Origin of the sequence: Vibrio pomeroyi (genome assembly GCF_024347595.1) — a bacterium.
Lineage (GTDB): Bacteria > Pseudomonadota > Gammaproteobacteria > Enterobacterales > Vibrionaceae > Vibrio > Vibrio pomeroyi.
Genome location: NZ_AP025506.1, coordinates 2,547,663 through 2,565,346, shown reverse-complemented (window position 1 = coordinate 2,565,346; position 17,684 = coordinate 2,547,663). Strand labels below are relative to the sequence as shown.

General features: G+C 44.2%; 16 protein-coding genes, 1 tRNA gene and 1 riboswitch. Of the genes, 14 read left to right on the top strand and 3 right to left on the bottom strand.

From position 1 onward, the window contains the following. Positions 1–219 precede the first annotated feature (219 nt). Positions 220–295 (bottom strand) — tRNA-Asn (locus OCV12_RS11170). Positions 296–804: 509 nt separating this feature from the next. On the opposite strand from OCV12_RS11170, the gene uvrB reads away from it, so the two are divergent. From uvrB to luxU, 3 genes are all read left to right on the top strand, one after another. Then, positions 805–2,835 carry an excinuclease ABC subunit UvrB gene (gene uvrB, locus OCV12_RS11165; RefSeq protein WP_261884676.1) on the top strand — a complete coding sequence of 677 codons (2,031 nt, stop codon included), beginning with the start codon at positions 805–807 and terminating at the stop codon, positions 2,833–2,835. A 328-nt stretch (positions 2,836–3,163) separates the two neighbouring features. Continuing rightward, positions 3,164–4,552 carry a quorum-sensing sigma-54 dependent transcriptional regulator LuxO gene (luxO, locus tag OCV12_RS11160; protein ID WP_017632950.1) on the top strand — a complete coding sequence of 463 codons (1,389 nt, stop codon included), beginning with the start codon at positions 3,164–3,166 and terminating at the stop codon, positions 4,550–4,552. A 23-nt stretch (positions 4,553–4,575) separates the two neighbouring features. Further along, positions 4,576–4,920 (top strand): quorum-sensing phosphorelay protein LuxU, encoded by a 345-nt coding sequence (luxU, locus tag OCV12_RS11155; protein ID WP_017632949.1) that lies wholly within the window; start codon positions 4,576–4,578, stop codon positions 4,918–4,920. Positions 4,921–5,013: 93 nt separating this feature from the next. Here luxU and OCV12_RS11150 read toward each other — a convergent pair whose 3' ends face one another. Next, positions 5,014–5,901, bottom strand: a complete 888-nt coding sequence (locus OCV12_RS11150; protein WP_261884675.1) for a YvcK family protein — start codon at positions 5,899–5,901, stop codon at positions 5,014–5,016. Between the two features lie 194 nt (positions 5,902–6,095). Then, positions 6,096–6,248, top strand: a riboswitch (molybdenum cofactor riboswitch). Here OCV12_RS11150 and moaA point away from each other — a divergent pair. From moaA to OCV12_RS11095, 11 genes are all read left to right on the top strand, one after another. Beyond that, complete coding sequence (moaA, locus tag OCV12_RS11145; RefSeq protein WP_029406079.1) at positions 6,237–7,226, top strand: GTP 3',8-cyclase MoaA; 990 nt, start codon at positions 6,237–6,239, stop codon at positions 7,224–7,226. (Overlaps the previous riboswitch by 12 nt.) A 356-nt stretch (positions 7,227–7,582) precedes the next feature. Continuing rightward, on the top strand, positions 7,583–8,095 hold the full coding sequence (gene moaB / locus OCV12_RS11140) for a molybdenum cofactor biosynthesis protein B (RefSeq protein WP_004734027.1): 513 nt from the start codon (positions 7,583–7,585) through the stop codon (positions 8,093–8,095). 12 nt (positions 8,096–8,107) lie between these two features. Further along, positions 8,108–8,587: a cyclic pyranopterin monophosphate synthase MoaC gene (moaC, locus tag OCV12_RS11135; protein WP_004734026.1), complete on the top strand. Its 480-nt coding sequence runs from the start codon at positions 8,108–8,110 to the stop codon at positions 8,585–8,587. Next, positions 8,584–8,829 carry a molybdopterin synthase sulfur carrier subunit gene (gene moaD, locus OCV12_RS11130; RefSeq protein ID WP_017632501.1) on the top strand — a complete coding sequence of 82 codons (246 nt, stop codon included), beginning with the start codon at positions 8,584–8,586 and terminating at the stop codon, positions 8,827–8,829. Before moaC ends, moaD begins: the two co-directional genes overlap by 4 nt. A 2-nt stretch (positions 8,830–8,831) precedes the next feature. Beyond that, positions 8,832–9,287, top strand: a complete 456-nt coding sequence (gene moaE, locus OCV12_RS11125; protein WP_017632502.1) for a molybdopterin synthase catalytic subunit MoaE — start codon at positions 8,832–8,834, stop codon at positions 9,285–9,287. A gap of 632 nt (positions 9,288–9,919) precedes the next feature. Then, positions 9,920–11,551 (top strand): ABC transporter substrate-binding protein, encoded by a 1,632-nt coding sequence (locus OCV12_RS11120; RefSeq protein ID WP_048659735.1) that lies wholly within the window; start codon positions 9,920–9,922, stop codon positions 11,549–11,551. A gap of 114 nt (positions 11,552–11,665) precedes the next feature. Further along, the gene (oppB, locus tag OCV12_RS11115) at positions 11,666–12,586 is read left to right on the top strand and encodes an oligopeptide ABC transporter permease OppB (protein ID WP_017062174.1); all 921 of its coding nucleotides are present in this window, start codon (positions 11,666–11,668) and stop codon (positions 12,584–12,586) included. A 12-nt stretch (positions 12,587–12,598) separates the two neighbouring features. Continuing rightward, positions 12,599–13,501, top strand: coding sequence for an oligopeptide ABC transporter permease OppC (gene oppC / locus OCV12_RS11110; RefSeq protein ID WP_048662067.1), 903 nt, complete (start codon positions 12,599–12,601; stop codon positions 13,499–13,501). Between the two features lie 42 nt (positions 13,502–13,543). After that, complete coding sequence (gene oppD, locus OCV12_RS11105) at positions 13,544–14,515, top strand: ABC transporter ATP-binding protein (protein ID WP_048659733.1); 972 nt, start codon at positions 13,544–13,546, stop codon at positions 14,513–14,515. Beyond that, positions 14,512–15,504 carry a murein tripeptide/oligopeptide ABC transporter ATP binding protein OppF gene (oppF, locus tag OCV12_RS11100; RefSeq protein WP_239847890.1) on the top strand — a complete coding sequence of 331 codons (993 nt, stop codon included), beginning with the start codon at positions 14,512–14,514 and terminating at the stop codon, positions 15,502–15,504. The genes oppD and oppF overlap by 4 nt, the downstream gene beginning before the upstream one ends. Positions 15,505–15,708: 204 nt before the next feature. After that, positions 15,709–16,650, top strand: a complete 942-nt coding sequence (locus OCV12_RS11095; RefSeq protein WP_261884674.1) for a glutathione S-transferase family protein — start codon at positions 15,709–15,711, stop codon at positions 16,648–16,650. On the opposite strand, the gene OCV12_RS11090 is transcribed toward OCV12_RS11095, so the two are convergent. Further along, the gene (locus OCV12_RS11090; RefSeq protein ID WP_261884673.1) at positions 16,647–17,651 is read right to left on the bottom strand and encodes a GGDEF domain-containing protein; all 1,005 of its coding nucleotides are present in this window, start codon (positions 17,649–17,651) and stop codon (positions 16,647–16,649) included. The genes OCV12_RS11095 and OCV12_RS11090 overlap by 4 nt on opposite strands. Positions 17,652–17,684 lie beyond the last annotated feature (33 nt).

The following is a 17,684-nucleotide window of genomic DNA, read 5'->3' as shown; positions in this document are numbered from 1 at the left end:
TAGCTAATCACAGCTGTGTCTGTTGAGCTTTTTTTTCGACTAAAACGCAAAAAGCCGCATCGAGTGATGCGGCTTCTTTAAATTTTGCCCCACTGTCGAGACTTGACCCGGGCGGGTGGGGCGGTCCGACGATTCGGGTGTGACATTAACTTGGAACAAGTTAGTCGCAATTATATACGAAAAAAGCCCAATCTTTCGATTGAGCTTTCTTCTAGAATTTGGCTCCCCTTGCAAGACTTGAACTTGCGACATACGGATTAACAGTCCGCCGTTCTACCAACTGAACTAAAGGGGAATTGCTTGTTAGCGACGCGAATTCTAATAACAGTCCGTTTTTCTGTCAACAAAAAATAGCAGAAAAAAGTAAGATAAAAAACTTTACTTTCTAGAACGCCTTATTGGATTTAGGTTTGCTTTAGTTATCCACCAAAATTGTGGATAAGTGTGTGTGTGAAACTTTAACAACAATAATTGGGATAAATCTGAAAATATAAAAATTGGATCTAACTTGATGTATTTAAAGAAATAGTATCAAAATATCACGGTTGTATAACTTTTCTAGATTATAAATTGAGCAGTAAAACAAGCGGTATTTTTAGGTTTTTTGGGGAAAAGTGGTGGATTAAAATTCGAGTAATTTAGCTGGGGAAACTTTGCAGGGGCACGGATAATACCAAGTTCTAAAAATAAAAGCTATAACTGATCTCGAATCTTAAGAAGCATTTCTCTAGATAATAGTTGCAACGACACTCCTCCTAGAGTGACAATGACCTGATTAAAAAAACAGTATGGAAATGGCGACCTATGAGTAAACTCTTTGACTTGGTATCGGACTACAGCCCGTCCGGTGACCAGCCGACAGCGATAACCAAATTACTAGATGGATTAGATTCTGGTTTGGCACATCAAACTCTACTAGGGGTAACGGGCTCAGGTAAAACTTTTACCCTTGCTAACGTCATTTCCCAATCTCAAAGACCTGCGATCTTGTTAGCACCTAATAAGACGTTAGCGGCGCAGTTGTATGGCGAGATGAAATCCTTCTTTCCTAATAATGCCGTTGAATATTTCGTGTCTTACTACGATTACTACCAACCAGAAGCCTACGTTCCGACAACAGACACATTCATCGAGAAAGATGCGTCTGTGAACGCCCATATCGAACAAATGAGGCTTTCGGCAACCAAGGCCTTGCTAGAACGTAAAGATGCCATCATCGTCGCGTCTGTATCGGCTATCTATGGTCTGGGTGACCCTAAGTCTTACCTGAAGATGATGCTTCATTTGAGTCGCGGTGAGGTCATGGACCAACGCGATATCTTACGCCGCTTGGCTGAGCTGCAATATTCAAGAAACGACGTCGTGTTCGAGCGTGGCCAGTTCCGCGTTCGTGGTGAAGTGATTGATATCTTCCCTGCTGAATCTGACCAAGATGCTGTGCGCATCGAAATGTTCGATGACGAAGTAGATTGCATCAGTATCTTTGACCCACTAACTGGTGCGGTCAAGCAAAGAGACTTACCGCGCTTTACTGTTTATCCGAAAACTCACTATGTAACGCCAAGGGAGAAAATCCTTGAGGCGATTGAGAACATTAAAGACGAACTTCGAGACCGAGCTCAATACCTAAAAGACAACAACAAGCTTTTGGAAGAGCAGCGTATTTCTCAGAGAACTCAGTTTGATATCGAGATGATGACCGAACTTGGTTTCTGCTCGGGTATCGAAAACTACTCACGATACTTAAGTGGCCGTGCCGAAGGGGAAGCGCCTCCGACGCTATTTGATTACTTACCTAATGATGGTCTGTTGATTATCGATGAGTCACACGTGACCGTGCCACAAATTGGCGCCATGTATAAAGGTGACCGCTCGCGTAAGGAAACTCTGGTTGAGTTTGGTTTCCGTTTGCCTTCTGCATTGGATAACCGTCCAATGAAGTTCGACGAGTTTGAATCGATCGCGCCGCAAACGATTTTTGTCTCTGCCACTCCGGGTAATTACGAGATTGAAAAATCAGATGGCGAGATTGCCGATCAAGTCGTTCGTCCTACTGGCCTGTTAGATCCAATTATTGAAGTAAGACCGGTTGCGACTCAGGTTGATGACTTGTTGTCTGAAATCAGAATCCGTTCAGCGAAAGAAGAGCGTGTTTTGGTTACCACGTTGACGAAGCGAATGGCGGAAGACTTAACCGAATACCTAAGCGAGCATGGCGTTAAGGTTCGTTACTTGCACTCGGATATCGATACGGTTGAGCGTGTAGAGATCATACGAGACCTGCGCTTGGGCGAGTTCGATGTGTTAGTGGGTATTAACTTACTTCGTGAAGGTTTGGATATGCCTGAAGTATCGCTGGTGGCGATTCTTGATGCAGACAAAGAGGGCTTCTTACGTTCTGAACGTTCTCTGATCCAAACCATTGGTCGTGCCGCACGTAACCTAGAAGGTAAAGCGATCCTATACGGTGACTCGATTACTAAGTCGATGAAAAAAGCGATTGATGAAACCGACCGTCGTAGAGAGAAACAGCAGGCTTACAACGAAGAGCAGGGTATTACGCCGCAAGCGCTTAAGCGTAATATCAAAGACATTATGGAACTGGGTGATATCACCAAGTCGAAACAACAGCGACAATCTAAACAAGTTCCGCTGTCTAAGGTGGCTGAGCCTTCAGAAAGTTATGCAGTGCTTACGCCGCAACAGCTTGATAAAGAGATCAGCAAGTTGGAAGCGGCAATGTATCAGCATGCTCAGAACTTGGAATTTGAATTGGCGGCACAGAAGCGTGATGAAATAGAGCAGTTAAGAAAGCAATTCATTACTAATAGCTAACTTCTCTTCAGCTAATCGCACTTCTTAACTCAAGTATTAACTAAAGAAGTTCGCCTCAAAAGACAACATTTGAGAGTGTTTCAGACAAAAAACAGCCAGTAGTAATTGTTCTACTGGCTTACGTTTGTGGACACTCAGTCCACTAACAACGTCAGTTGGCTAGGTGACCCGAAGGTCATCTGTATAATTGCATCGTTCGTGCCATATAGATAAAACATTGATTACTTGAAGCAAGTAAAAAAATACAATACAAATATTGTGGCTAATTTGCATAATGCAAAGCGGAATGCGACTATAATAAGAAATGCAAATTATAAATGGCTAGGATATGCAATCAAAAACGCTAGATAACAAATCAAAGTATTTGTTGATGGTGGAGGATACGGCTTCAGTCGCAGCGTTATATCGCTCGTATCTTACACCGCTCGAAATTGATATCAACATTGTCGGCACTGGCCGCGATGCAATTGAGAGTTTGAATCATCGAATCCCTGACCTCATTTTATTAGATTTACGTCTGCCTGATATGACGGGTATGGACGTGCTCTTTGCTGTAAAACAAAAATACCCTGAAGTGCCCGTTATCTTCATGACAGCGCACGGCTCTATCGATACTGCCGTAGAAGCGATGCGTCATGGCTCTCAGGACTTCCTTATCAAGCCGTGTGAAGCCGACCGACTTCGTATTACGGTGAACAACGCGATCCGCAAAGCGACCAAGCTCAAGAACAGCTCTGAACATCCGGGAAACCAGAATTACCAAGGCTTCATTGGCAGTAGTCAAACCATGCAGCAGGTTTACCGAACGATCGATTCTGCAGCATCAAGTAAAGCGAGTATTTTCATTACCGGTGAAAGTGGTACGGGTAAAGAGGTATGTGCAGAAGCGATTCACGCGGCTAGCAAGCGTGGCGATAAGCCTTTCATCGCCATCAACTGTGCGGCAATTCCTAAAGACTTGATTGAAAGTGAGCTGTTTGGCCACGTAAAAGGGGCGTTTACGGGGGCGGCAACCGATCGTCAAGGTGCTGCTGAGCTAGCTGATGGAGGCACACTGTTCCTCGATGAGCTGTGTGAGATGGATCTTGAACTGCAAACCAAGCTTCTGCGTTTTATTCAAACCGGTACTTTTCAAAAAGTGGGCTCTTCGAAGATGAAGAGTGTGGACGTTCGTTTTGTTTGTGCGACCAACCGTGACCCTTGGAAAGAAGTGCAAGAAGGTCGCTTTAGAGAAGACTTATACTACCGTTTGTACGTGATTCCTCTGCACTTGCCGCCATTGCGTGAGCGTGGTGAAGATGTTATCGAGATTGCATACTCACTGTTGGGTTATATGTCGGTTGAAGAAGGCAAGGCGTTTGTTCGTTTTGCGCAAGAAGTGTTGGATCGCTTTAACCAATATGAGTGGCCGGGTAACGTTCGTCAGCTACAAAACGTATTGCGGAATGTGGTGGTGTTGAATAATGGTAAAGAGATTACTCTGAACATGCTTCCGCCACCATTGAATCAGCCGATTGAAAACAGTCTGCGCCTGAAAGAGAAGCAGAGTGAAGACATCACAGTAAAAGATATTTTCCCATTGTGGATCACTGAGAAAACGGCAATCGAACAGGCCATAAAAGCGTGTGATGGCAACATCCCTCGCGCGGCTGGTTTCTTGGATGTCAGTCCATCAACGATATACCGTAAATTGCAAACGTGGAATGCGAAGCAGTAATCGCCAAACAATAAGAAAGAACGATGATGAAAGTATTAAATCAGCAAAAAGTTGATGAGCTTGCCGGTGAGATTGGGCAAGAGAATGTCCCAGTGTTATTGGAAATCTTTTTAGGTGAATTGAAAGGATACTACGAGCACCTAGAGCTAAATAAAGATACCGATACGTCTAAGTACTTGGCCGACATCAGCCATGCATTGAAGAGCAGTGCTGCGAGTTTTGGTGCTGATTCTCTGTGTAATTTTGCTATTAGCTTAGACGCAAAAGTGAAGCAAGCATTGCCCGTGACTGATATTGATTTTCAAGATATGCAGGAGCTTCTGCTATCGACTTATACTGAATATCAGCAGTTGATGACGGATCTCTAAAACGGTTAATTGCCAAATATACAAGTAGAGATACAGAGACTAAAAAAGGAGCATGATGCTCCTTTTTCGTTTTCTATCACTTGAACTTATGGACTAAGCCAGCTGAGCTTCGATCGCTTGTTGAAGCTTCACTCGGTCGTGTCGCCAATCTCGATTTGCAGATGCAAGATCCGTGGTCACACAATTCCATTGCCCTTCTAGTTCTGGGTGTGGTTCATTGCCTAGTACAACGTCTATTTTACGTGCTTTACAAGTACGTTCACACCACTCCAATTGCTCTTGAAGCGTCATTTTACCTGCAGGACCGTGTTCTGGAGACAGGTTTTCAATGAAGATAACTTTTGCTTTGGTGTTTTCTGAGATTGCTTTACCAATTTCTGGCAGTAGCAGCGGAGGCATCACACTGGTTAAAAAGCTGCCTGGGCCAAGCACAATACAGTCTGCTTCTTCCACCGCGGCAACGGCCTCTTTGGTTGCTGGTACTTCTGGCGACAGGTCCATCATGCGTAGCTTTTCTGTCATGTCATCAACGTTGGTTTCGCCGGTTACCCAGCGGCCGTCCATGGATAAGGCTGTGAGGTCAGAAGGGTGCTCGGTCATCGGAACGATATTGACGTCGACTTTGAGCATGCTACGAATTAGATTAATCGCTTCCAATGGGCGAACGGAAAGGTTGTCTAACGCCGTTAGCATTAGGTTACCTAAGTTGTGGCCGTCTAACTCACCTTGGCCGCGAAAGCGGTATTCAAACATCATCGAGCTGATTGAAGGTTCAGTGATCAATTGGTTGATACAGTTGCGTGTATCTCCCCAAGCGATACCACCTTGGCAGTCACGAATTCGTCCGGTTGAACCGCCATTATCCGTTGTTGCAACAATGCCAGTTGCGTTGTTACCAAAGTCTTTTAATGCAGCAAGCATACGACCTAAGCCATGGCCTCCACCGATTGCTACGACTTTCTTTGAAGAGTAAATATTCATTTTTTGTTCTTGTTAGATTATTACCAACTATAATTTAGGTTAAATGCTTCTCGCTATATACTCAACAAGAGTTATTTTGAGCGTTTGATACGTTTTTTTTGCCGATGTGACCCGTTTTTTACCATCAGAGCTAGATTCACGTACAAATATTAAGTATTTTATTACTCAGCTACTGCGCGTATGAATATAACGTGCGGTTGCCATAACTCCGAGCTCTCGCATGCTAAGTCGCACAGTGGTATTTGCTGTACCGATACGCATCAAGAGCCAGTGACATGTTGTCACAAGGGCTTAATTGGAAATGATTATGCCTCCCGTGTTTGGAAAGGTGTTCCGTGGCGCAACAATTCGAAGATAGATTCCATCGCAAGTTTTATTACTTGCGCTTGTCGGTTACAGACGTCTGTAACTTTAAATGTACTTACTGCTTGCCGGATGGTTATAAACCGTCAGGGCAAAAAAACTCGTCTTTTTTAAGTGTTCCCGAGATCAAACGCATTGTAAAAGCGTTTGCAGATTGTGGTACCTCAAAGATCCGCATTACAGGCGGAGAACCGAGTCTGCGTAAAGACTTTCCTGAAATCATACATACCGTTGCTTCTACTCCAGGCATCGAAAAAGTAGCCACGACAACAAATGGCTATCGCATGGAGAAACAAGTAGGGCAGTGGCGTGATGCTGGTTTAACCCATATAAACGTCAGCGTGGATAGCTTAGATTCACGTATGTTCCATCAGATCACTGGTGAGAATAAGTTCACTGAGGTTATGCGAGGTATTGATAAAGCGTTTGAGGTTGGCTATGAACAAGTCAAAGTCAACGTTGTATTGATGAAAGACCTCAACAGTCAGGAATTACCAGCCTTCCTTAATTGGATCAAAGACAAACCCATTCAATTACGTTTTATCGAGCTGATGAAAACCGGCGAGATGGACGAGTTGTTTGATAAACACCATGTATCGGGCGTTGCTATTCGCAATCAGCTTATTGCTAACGGTTGGCTACTGAAAGTCAAAGCCGTTAATGATGGGCCTGCACAAGTGTTTGTCCACCCAGACTACAAGGGTGAAATTGGTTTGATCATGCCTTACGAGAAAGACTTTTGTGAGAGTTGTAACCGCCTGCGTGTTTCTGCGACCGGTAAACTTCACCTATGTCTGTTTGGCGACCACGGTGTTGAACTGAGAGATCTGATTCAAGAAGATCAACAAGAGCAAGAGCTCATTGACCGAATTCAGGCTCAGCTTCAAACCAAGTCCGTTAGCCACTTCTTACATGATGGCAACAGCGGCATGACTCCAAACTTGGCGTCAATCGGCGGTTAACCCGCTATATACTCTAAAGCATTTTATCGCTCAGCTTCTTCAGGCTGGGCGAATCAGTCTAGGGCGTGTTGCTCTTTCGAGCTGATTTTTGCAGCGAGTTGCTGGGTATTTATACAAGGCAGAGGCTTTGATGTGTAGCTAGCCTACATGAGAAGCCGATAACGTAGTAGAAATGACCAGCAAACGCTGCCCGAAGGGTTCGACTAAAAGCGTTTTACTCTTTGTTGAGGGAGATTTACTTAGAATGACTAGGCTACTTCCCCCTCGCCGCGATTAAAACGCTTTTATCTCGAACAAAATTTAATCACGAAAGGTCAACACGCCCTCATAATTGAAAAATTTATATAGGTGAACAAATGGGTCACGCAGAAAGCAAATTCCAAGCAGCAAACATCGCAGTACTAACGGTTTCAGATACGCGTACAGAAGAAAATGACACATCAGGTGGTTACCTAGCGGAGCATGCTAAAGAAGCGGGTCACAACGTTGTTGATAAGCAAATCGTTATCGACGACATGTACAAGATCCGTGCGATCGTATCTAAGTGGATCGCTGATGAAAGCGTACAAGCGATCATGATCACTGGCGGTACGGGCTTCACTTCTCGTGACAGTACGCCTGAAGCGCTTAAGCCACTATTCGACAAAGAAGTAGAAGGCTTTGGTGAGCTATTCCGTCAAGTGTCTTACGAAGAAATCGGTACATCGACAATTCAATCTCGTGCGATCGCGGGCTTTGCTAACCACACAGTAATCTTTGCGATGCCAGGTTCTACAGGTGCTTGTCGCACAGGTTGGACTAAGATCATCAAGCAACAGATGGACGCTAGCCACCGCCCTTGTAACTTCATGCCACACCTTTCTGTATAAGGTGGTTTGAGTATGAGCCAATTTACACACATTAACGCGTCTGGCGAAGCAAACATGGTCGATGTATCGGCTAAAGCTGAGACAGTACGTGAAGCGAGAGCGGAAGCATTCGTTCAAATGTCTGCTGAAACGCTAGAACTGATTGTTTCTGGTAGCCACCATAAAGGTGATGTTTTCGCAACGGCACGTATTGCGGGTATTCAAGCGGCTAAGAAGACGTGGGATCTGATTCCACTGTGTCACCCTCTGCTATTAACTAAAGTAGAAGTGCAGCTTGAAGCTATCGAGTCTGAAAACAAGGTTCGCATCGAATCTGTTTGTAAGCTTGCAGGTAAGACAGGCGTAGAAATGGAAGCGCTAACGGCTGCTTCTGTTGCTGCGTTAACGATTTACGATATGTGTAAAGCTGTTCAGAAAGACATTGTTATCGAGAATGTACGCCTGTTAGAGAAGACGGGTGGTAAATCTGGTCACTTTAAGGTGGAATCATGATTACAGTACTTTTCTTTGCTCAAACTCGTGAGCTTGTTGGTGTGGACAGCGTTGAAGTTGATGCACAATTTAAGACGATTGAAGCGATTCGCAGCCACCTTGTAGCACAAGAAGGAAAATGGGATATCGCTTTGGAAGAGGGCAAGCTTCTGGCTGCGCTTAACCAATCTATCGTGCCTTTGACGACTGAAGTGAAAGACGGCGATGAAGTCGCTTTCTTCCCACCAGTGACTGGAGGCTAAGCATGGATCCAAGAGTATTAGTGACAGCAGAGGATTTCTCTGTAGGCGACGAATACGACTACTTGGCTCAAGGTACAGCTGCCGGAGCGATTGTGACGTTCGTTGGTAAAGTTCGCGACATGAACCTTGGCGACAATGTGATTGGCTTGTCTCTGGAGCACTACCCGGGTATGACAGAGAAATCACTGAGCGAGATCTGTGATCAAGCTGAGGCACGCTGGCCGATTCAAAAGATGCGAGTTATCCATCGTGTTGGTGACCTAGATATCGGTGACCAGATTGTTTACGTTGGTGTCTCCAGTGCACATCGCGGTGCGGCCTTTGAAGCCTGTGAGTTTGTGATGGACTTCCTGAAAACCAAAGCGCCGTTTTGGAAGAAGGAACGTACCACTGAAGAAACTCGTTGGGTTGACTCTCGAGATTCAGATGCGAAAGCTGCAGAGCGTTGGGAAAAATAACCACCTAAGGTTACTTACCTTCAGATCGAATATTAAAAGCCGACTATTAAAGTCGGTTTTTTTGTGCGTGCTACAAAGCTATTTATAAATAAGTGGTTTATTAATAAATGGTTAATCATTCAAGTTGCATATAAATTCGGTGCGTGATTTTGTCTGTCTTGGTGCATTTCTAAATCTGTTTTGGTGCAGTGCATTATGCTGTTTTGTATAAAGTGATAATCCTCACAAATAGTGGAGTCTATTTAGGGGGTATGTGATGTGCAATTAGATTTCATGTGGCATTAATGTTAATTTGCTGACCGTGTTCTAGCATAAGATGCTAAAAAAAAGTATCAATACAGATACATCAACACTAAAGGCTGTTTTTTAATTAATCCCTATGTGTAACTCACTATTCATTAGGTTTTTATTAGAGATTTACACTGTTACCTTGAATGATTCGGAGAATTATCCGATTTTTTGCGACTTGTTTATGGCAAATTACTTCAATGGTTGATAGTGTGTGCCTCAATCTTTGTAAGGTTTTAGGTTTTTATGCTTAAATTTTGAGCTAAATAAATCTAAATCACTGCCGTTCAGTGAACCAAGCAAAGAAGTCATGGATGCAATACATAAAACTTGGAGTTTATTAAATGTACAAGAATAAAATCACTCAGGCCCTTCTTCTAGGTGCTGGTTTGGCAGTGGCTGCCTCTTCTACTCTTTCTATTGCTGCTGAAGTTCCAGCAGGTACAGAACTGGCAAAAGTTCAGGAACTTGTTCGTGGTAACGGTACTGAAGTTGCGACAATCGACCCACACAAATCTCAAGGTGTACCAGAATCTCACGTAATCCGTGATCTTCTTGAAGGTCTAGTGAACCAAGACGGCGAAGGTAATACTATCCCTGGTGTTGCTGAAAGCTGGGAAACGACAGACAACAAAACATTCACTTTCCACCTACGTAAAGACGCAAAATGGTCTAACGGCGATCCTGTAACAGCTCAAGATTTCGTATACAGCTGGAAACGTGCAGTCGATCCTGCGACGGCTTCTCCATACGCTTGGTACATGGAATATACCAAGATGGCGAATGCGAAGGACATCGTAGCGGGTAAGAAAGACAAGAGTGAGCTAGGCGTTAAAGCTGTAGATGCAAACACGCTTGTTGTTGAATTAGAAACAGCGGTACCATACTTCGTAATGATGATGGGCCACACAACAATGAAGCCAGTACACCAGGCGACTGTTGAAAAATACGGTGACCAGTGGACTAAGCCAGAGCACTTTGTTGGCAATGGTGCATTCTCTGTTGATAAATGGGTTGTTAATGAGCGTCTAGTACTTAAGCGTAACGACCAATACTGGAACAACGATAAGACGGTTCTAAATAAAGTAACCTTCCTACCAATCGAAAACCAAGTAGCGGAAATGAACCGCTTCCTATCTGGCGAAATCGATTTCACAAACGAACTTCCAACTGAGCACTTCAAGCGTCTTCAAAAAGAATACGCGGAAGATGTATCTGTAGCGGGTAACCTATGTACTTACTACTACATCTTCAATACGAAGAAAGCACCATTTGATGATGTTCGTGTTCGTCAGGCAATCTCTTACGCAATCGACCGTGATATCGTAACAGGTGCTATCCTAGCGCAAGGTCAAAAACCTGCGTATTTCCTAACGCCTGAAATCACAGCTGGCTTCGATCCTGAGCTACCTGCTTACGGTAAGATGTCTCAGAAAGAGCGTAACGCAGAAGCGGAACGTCTTCTTGAAGAAGCGGGTTACGGTAAAGACAACCCACTTAAATTTAACCTACTTTACAACACTTCAGAGAACCACAAGAAGATTGCTGTAGCGCTAGGTTCTATGTGGAAGAAAACACTGGGTCTTTCTGTAACACTTGAGAACCAAGAGTGGAAAACGTACCTATCTTCTAAAGATTCTGGTGACTTCGAAGTAGCACGTGCTGGTTGGTGTGGTGACTACAACGAAGCGTCTTCGTTCCTAACGCTAATGAAGAGTAACAACACTACCGGTGGTGTTCACTACGACAGCGCGGCTTACGATCAAATCATCGATAAAGCACTTAACTCAACTTCAGAAGAAGAGCGTAAAGCACTTTACCTAGAAGCTGAGGCGCTAATGGCAAAAGACATGCCAATCGCTCCTATCTACCAATACGTTAAATCTCGTCTACTTAACCCGCATGTGGGTGGTTTCCCAATCAACAACGCGGAAGATAAGATCTTCTCGAAAGACCTATACATCAAAGCTCAATAATAAGCTTCGATTCTAAAAAGTTAATATAACTATAACGATACAGACACTACATGCGCAGGGCGCGCATGTAGCGTCTTTCTAATTTTAATTGTCACAGACTGAAAGAGTGAGTTTATGCTTAAATTCATTATGAAAAGGATATTTGAAGCGATTCCAACCATGTTGGTGTTGATCACTATATCTTTCTTTCTCATGCGTTTCGCACCGGGTAACCCGTTTTCAAGCGAACGTCCATTACCGCCAGAAGTTATGGCTAACATCGAAGCTAAATACGGCTTAGATAAACCAGTATTTGAACAATACACCACGTATTTGACAAATATCTTACAAGGTGACTTCGGTCCCTCGTTTAAATACCAAGATTACACAGTAAATGAGCTGATCGCGGTTGCACTTCCAGTATCTGCGAAGGTAGGTTTTGTTGCCTTTATCTTCACACTATTGATGGGGGTCACCGTCGGGACGATTGCTGCCTTGAAGCACAATACCTGGGTCGACTACACCATAATGTCGACCGCCATGCTCGGGGTGGTGATGCCATCCTTCGTGTTGGCACCGGCGCTTATTTACCTTTTCTCTCTGCACTGGAACATATTCCCAGCAGGTGGTTGGCATGGCGGTACATTCATGTACATCGTGCTGCCTGTTATCGCGATGTCTCTTCTTTACGTAGCAACCTTTGCTCGTATTACTCGCGGTAGCATGATTGAAACGCTAAACAGTAACTTTATCCGAACTGCACGTGCAAAAGGCCTAAGCTACCGTTATATCATTCTAAAACATGCACTTAAGCCAGCAATGCTGCCTGTTGTTTCTTACATGGGACCTGCGTTCGTAGGTATCATCACAGGTTCAGTTGTTGTTGAAACCATCTTCGGCCTACCAGGTATCGGTAAGCTGTTTGTTAACGCCGCGTTTAACCGTGACTACTCGCTAGTAATGGGTGTAACCATCTTGATTGGTTTCCTATTCATCTTGTTCAACGCAATCGTTGATATTTTGCTAGCGCTGATTGACCCGAAAATTCGCTACTAACAGGGACTGGTTATGTTGAAGAAAAAAGAAAATTTAGAAGCGATCGAAAAGTTCTCTGAGAGTTTAGAGATTGAAGGTCGTAGTTTGTGGCAGGATGCACGCATTCGTTTCATGCGTAACAAGGCAGCGATGGTCAGCCTGTTCATCCTTACTATTATGGTACTGGCGGTTATCTTCTTACCGATGCTAGCTCAGTACACTTATGATGATACTGACTGGTACGCAATGCACGTAGGTCCTAATGCGGATCACTGGTTTGGTACAGATAGCTTAGGCCGTGACTTGTATGTTCGTACGCTTATCGGTGGCCGTATCTCACTGATGGTTGGTGTGATGGGTGCCTTCGTAGCGGTACTGATTGGTACGCTTTACGGTGCAGCTTCTGGCTTCATCGGTGGCCGTACTGACCGAGTGATGATGCGTATCCTAGAGATTTTGTACGCGGTTCCATTCATGTTCCTAGTTATCGTTCTAGTAACATTCTTTGGTCGTAACATCATCCTAATCTTCGTTGCTATTGGTGCGATTGCTTGGCTAGATATGGCGCGTATTGTACGTGGCCAAACGCTGAGCTTACGTAGTAAAGAGTTCATTGAAGCAGCACACGTATGTGGTGTGAGCAAATGGAAGATCATTACACGTCACATCGTACCAAACGTACTGGGTATCGTAGCGGTTTACTCTACGCTGCTTATTCCAAGCATGATCCTTACAGAATCATTCTTATCTTTCCTTGGTCTTGGTGTTCAAGAGCCTATGACAAGCTGGGGCGCATTGCTTCAAGAAGGTTCGCAAACAATGGAAGTTGCAATTTGGCAACTGACATTCCCTGCGGCATTCATGGTAGTTACGCTGTTCTGCTTTAACTACGTAGGTGATGGTCTGCGCGACGCGCTTGATCCAAAAGACAGATAAAGAAATAGCAATTAAAAGCTATAAAAGATTAAGGAAGCAATAATGAGCTTATTAGATGTCAAAGATCTGCGCGTCGAATTTACCACGCAAGATGGTATCGTAACCGCAGTAAACGATCTGAACTTCTCACTCAACCAAGGCGAAACGCTGGGTATCGTGGGTGAGTCAGGTTCAGGTAAATCACAAACTGTATTCTCTATCATGGGTTTGCTGGCTAAGAACGGCATCATCTCGGGTAGCGCGAAGTTTGAAGGTAAAGAGATTCTTAACCTTCCAGAGAAAGAGCTGAACAAAGTTCGTGCTGAACAGATCGCTATGATCTTCCAAGATCCGATGACATCACTGAACCCTTACATGAAAGTAAGTGATCAGCTGATGGAAGTACTTATGCTGCACAAAGGCATGGGTAAAGCAGAGGCGTTTGAAGAATCAGTACGCATGCTTGAAGCGGTTAAAATCCCTGAAGCACGCAAGCGTATCACTATGTACCCACACGAATTTTCTGGCGGTATGCGTCAGCGTGTGATGATAGCAATGGCACTATTGTGTCGTCCTAAACTGCTTATCGCGGATGAACCAACAACCGCTTTGGATGTAACTATTCAAGCGCAAATCATGGAATTGCTGAACGAATTGAAAGATGAGTTCAACACGGCAATCATCATGATCACCCACGATTTGGGTGTGGTTGCAGGTTCATGTGACAAGGTACTTGTGATGTACGCTGGTCGTACAATGGAGTACGGCACGGTTGATGAAATCTTCTACGAGCCAAGTCACCCATACGCAGAAGGCCTACTGAAAGCGATTCCTCGTTTGGATACAGAAGGTGAAATTCTACCGACTATTCCAGGTAATCCACCAAACTTACTTCGCCTGCCAACAGGCTGTCCTTACCAAGACCGTTGTCACCGCGTAATGGATCGTTGTAAGCAAGAAGCACCTATTTTGACGCCATTTGGTAATGACCGTCAGCGTGCTTGTTTTTCTGACTGGGAGACTTGGACAAAATGAGTGTAGATAAGCAGTTATTACTAGATATTAAAGACCTGAAAGTTCACTTTAGCATCGCAGCTAAATCAGCGTGGCCTTGGGCAAAACCGTCAAACCTGAAAGCTGTTGATGGCGTTGATATTCACCTTTACGAAGGAGAAACGCTAGGTGTAGTAGGTGAGTCTGGTTGTGGTAAATCGACATTTGCTCGTGCAATCATTGGTTTGGTTGAAGCGACAGACGGCGAAGTTATGTGGTTAGGTCAAGACCTAACTAAAATGCAGGAAGTACAGCGTCGTGAAACTCGTAAAGAGATTCAGATGATCTTCCAAGACCCACTAGCATCGCTTAACCCGCGTATGTCTGTTGGTGACATCATCGCTGAGCCTCTAGAGACTTTTTACCCAGAACTTTCTAAACAGGAAGTGAAGGACCGAGTTAAAGAGATGATGGCAAAGGTTGGTCTACTACCAAACGTAATCAACCGTTACCCGCATGAGTTCTCAGGTGGTCAGTGTCAACGCATCGGTATCGCACGTGCACTTATATTGAAGCCTAAGATGATCATCTGTGATGAGCCAGTTTCAGCATTGGACGTATCTATCCAAGCTCAAGTAGTTAACCTTCTGAAGGAGCTACAAAAAGAGCTAGGTTTGTCTTTGGTATTCATCGCGCACGATTTGTCGGTTGTTAAACACATCTCTGATCGCGTGTTGGTGATGTACTTAGGCAATGCGGTAGAACTTGGCGAATCAGATGCATTGTTCTCTGATCCTAAGCACCCATACACCAAAGCGTTGATGTCTGCAGTTCCGATTCCAGACCCACGTTTAGAGCGCAGTAAAACCATTCAGATGCTGGAAGGTGATCTACCATCGCCAATCAACCCGCCATCAGGTTGTGTGTTCCGTACTCGTTGCCCACAAGCAACAGAGGCGTGTGCGCAAACTAAGCCATCGATTCAAGGCGATGACGTTCACGCAGTATCTTGCTTGCACGTACAAGTCTAGAGCCTATTTAAAACGGTTCAGCCTGTGACAGGCTTAAGCGCGACTAGTTATTAGAGTCGCGCTTTTTTTGTCTTAGGTTTAGGCTTATTGGTCCGCTCAACGAGCTTCATCAAAATATTCGAACAACTAAGCCAACTTCTTCTAGTTTTGAAAAAGTTGGCTTTTTTTATACTAGAGAAAAGTTAGCATCACAGAGGTTTGGATATGGGCAAGTTAGTTGAAGGTGTTTGGCACGATGTGTGGTACGACACCAAAGAAAGCGGTGGTAAGTTCGTTCGTGAAGATGCGGGCTTTCGCAACTGGGTTGAAAATAAAGCCGGAGCGCAATTTGAGCCAGAAAGTGGTCGTTACCACCTATACGTATCGTTAGCTTGTCCGTGGGCGCATCGCACGCTGATCTTCCGTGAATTGAAAGACCTAACCGATCATATTGATGTGACGGTGGTTTGCCCTGACATGATGAGCGAAGGATGGCAAATGGGCTTGCCTGAGCCTCTGTTCGGTCACACTCGCATGCACCAAATCTACACCCAAGCTAAATCGGACTATTCAGGTCGAGTCACGGTTCCTGTTTTATGGGATAAGAAAACCAACACCATCGTGAGCAACGAGTCGTCTGAAATCATCCGCATGTTCAATTCAGAATTTAATGAGTTAACAGGTAACACCGACGATTACTACCCATGGGAGTTGGCGAGCAAGATTGACGAATGGAACGACTACATCTATCCAAATATCAATAACGGCGTTTATCGTACCGGCTTTGCGACCACACAAGAGGCTTATGAAGAAGCGTATGACGCGTTATTTGACGCGTTAGACAAAGTGGACGCCTACCTTAGCGAACACCGTTATCTGGCGGGTAACGAGATTACAGAAGCGGATTGGAGGTTGTTTACGACCTTGGTTCGATTCGATGCTGTGTATGTAGGTCACTTCAAGTGTAACAAGCAGCGAATTGCGGACTATGCAAATATTCAGGGTTACCTAAAAGAGCTGTATCAGATCGAAGGCATCAAAGAGACGACTGATTTTTATCATATCAAACGTCACTACTATTACAGCCACACGGGCATTAACCCAACTCAGGTCGTTCCTAAAGGACCAGCGCTAGATTTAGAGTCCGATCATAGGCGTGTTCTCTAAGCGGGTAGGATAATATTCCGTCCTGACTCTTTGGCTTTATAGAGTGCTCTATCGGTATTTTGTAAAGCTTTATCTAATTGATACTGAGTACACTGGTTGGGTAGTTCGATTAGCCCTCCGCTGATCGTCACATTTAAACTGGATTGATTATTAAGTATTACGAGTTTCTCAATACTCGATCTCAGTTTTTCACTGTCTTCTAGTGCTTGTTGAAAGTCAGCGGTGCAAAAAATGACACAAAATTCTTCTCCGCCAATACGGTAAGTTTTGCTGGTGGGGATGACTCTCCCTACCTCTTTAACAATTGCTTTTAACACTTTGTCTCCGGCACTGTGGCCATAAGTATCATTAATGCGTTTGAACCAATCTAAGTCGAAGTGAAGAAGGTGACTTTTTGCACAACAGTGCAACTTGTAGGAAGCATCTTGCTGCAAAGCTAAACGGTTCCAGGCACCTGTAAGTGCATCTGTTCTTACCAGTTGTTCTAGACGCTTTTGCACGCCAATTCTCACTGTTTCATGGTTATAAGCAACAACCCAAATCATCACGTAAGGGATCATGAAATTTACGAAAGCAAATGGATAAGTACCCTCAATAAATAGGTTCGGGAAGTAAATGAATGTGGTTGCGATGAGCATTAAAAAGGTGGCGATAGAACCTAAAAGCCGATCGAAAAGTAGCTGATAAAGAGCCGGTAAAACGTAAACCCACATCACAATCGCAGAGTGCGGTTTTGTATGAGCGAAACCATAAAGTAATCCGATAGTCACCGCTGCAGCTATAGCAAATGGCTGCCAGGAAAGTGTTTGATTATTTTTAACTTTATAATAAACATGGAGAAAGGTCGTCGATATTAAGAGCTCCATTGCTCCTAAGATGTAATCATGGCTAATGAAAAAATTTGTCGCAGCTACTACAAGAACAAACAGCGCGAGTATAATGCTGACATTCTTGAGAACGAGATCTCTGATTGTGGTGTTATTGGCGAACTCTATAGACATGGGACTTACTTAATAAAATACCTTATCGGAATG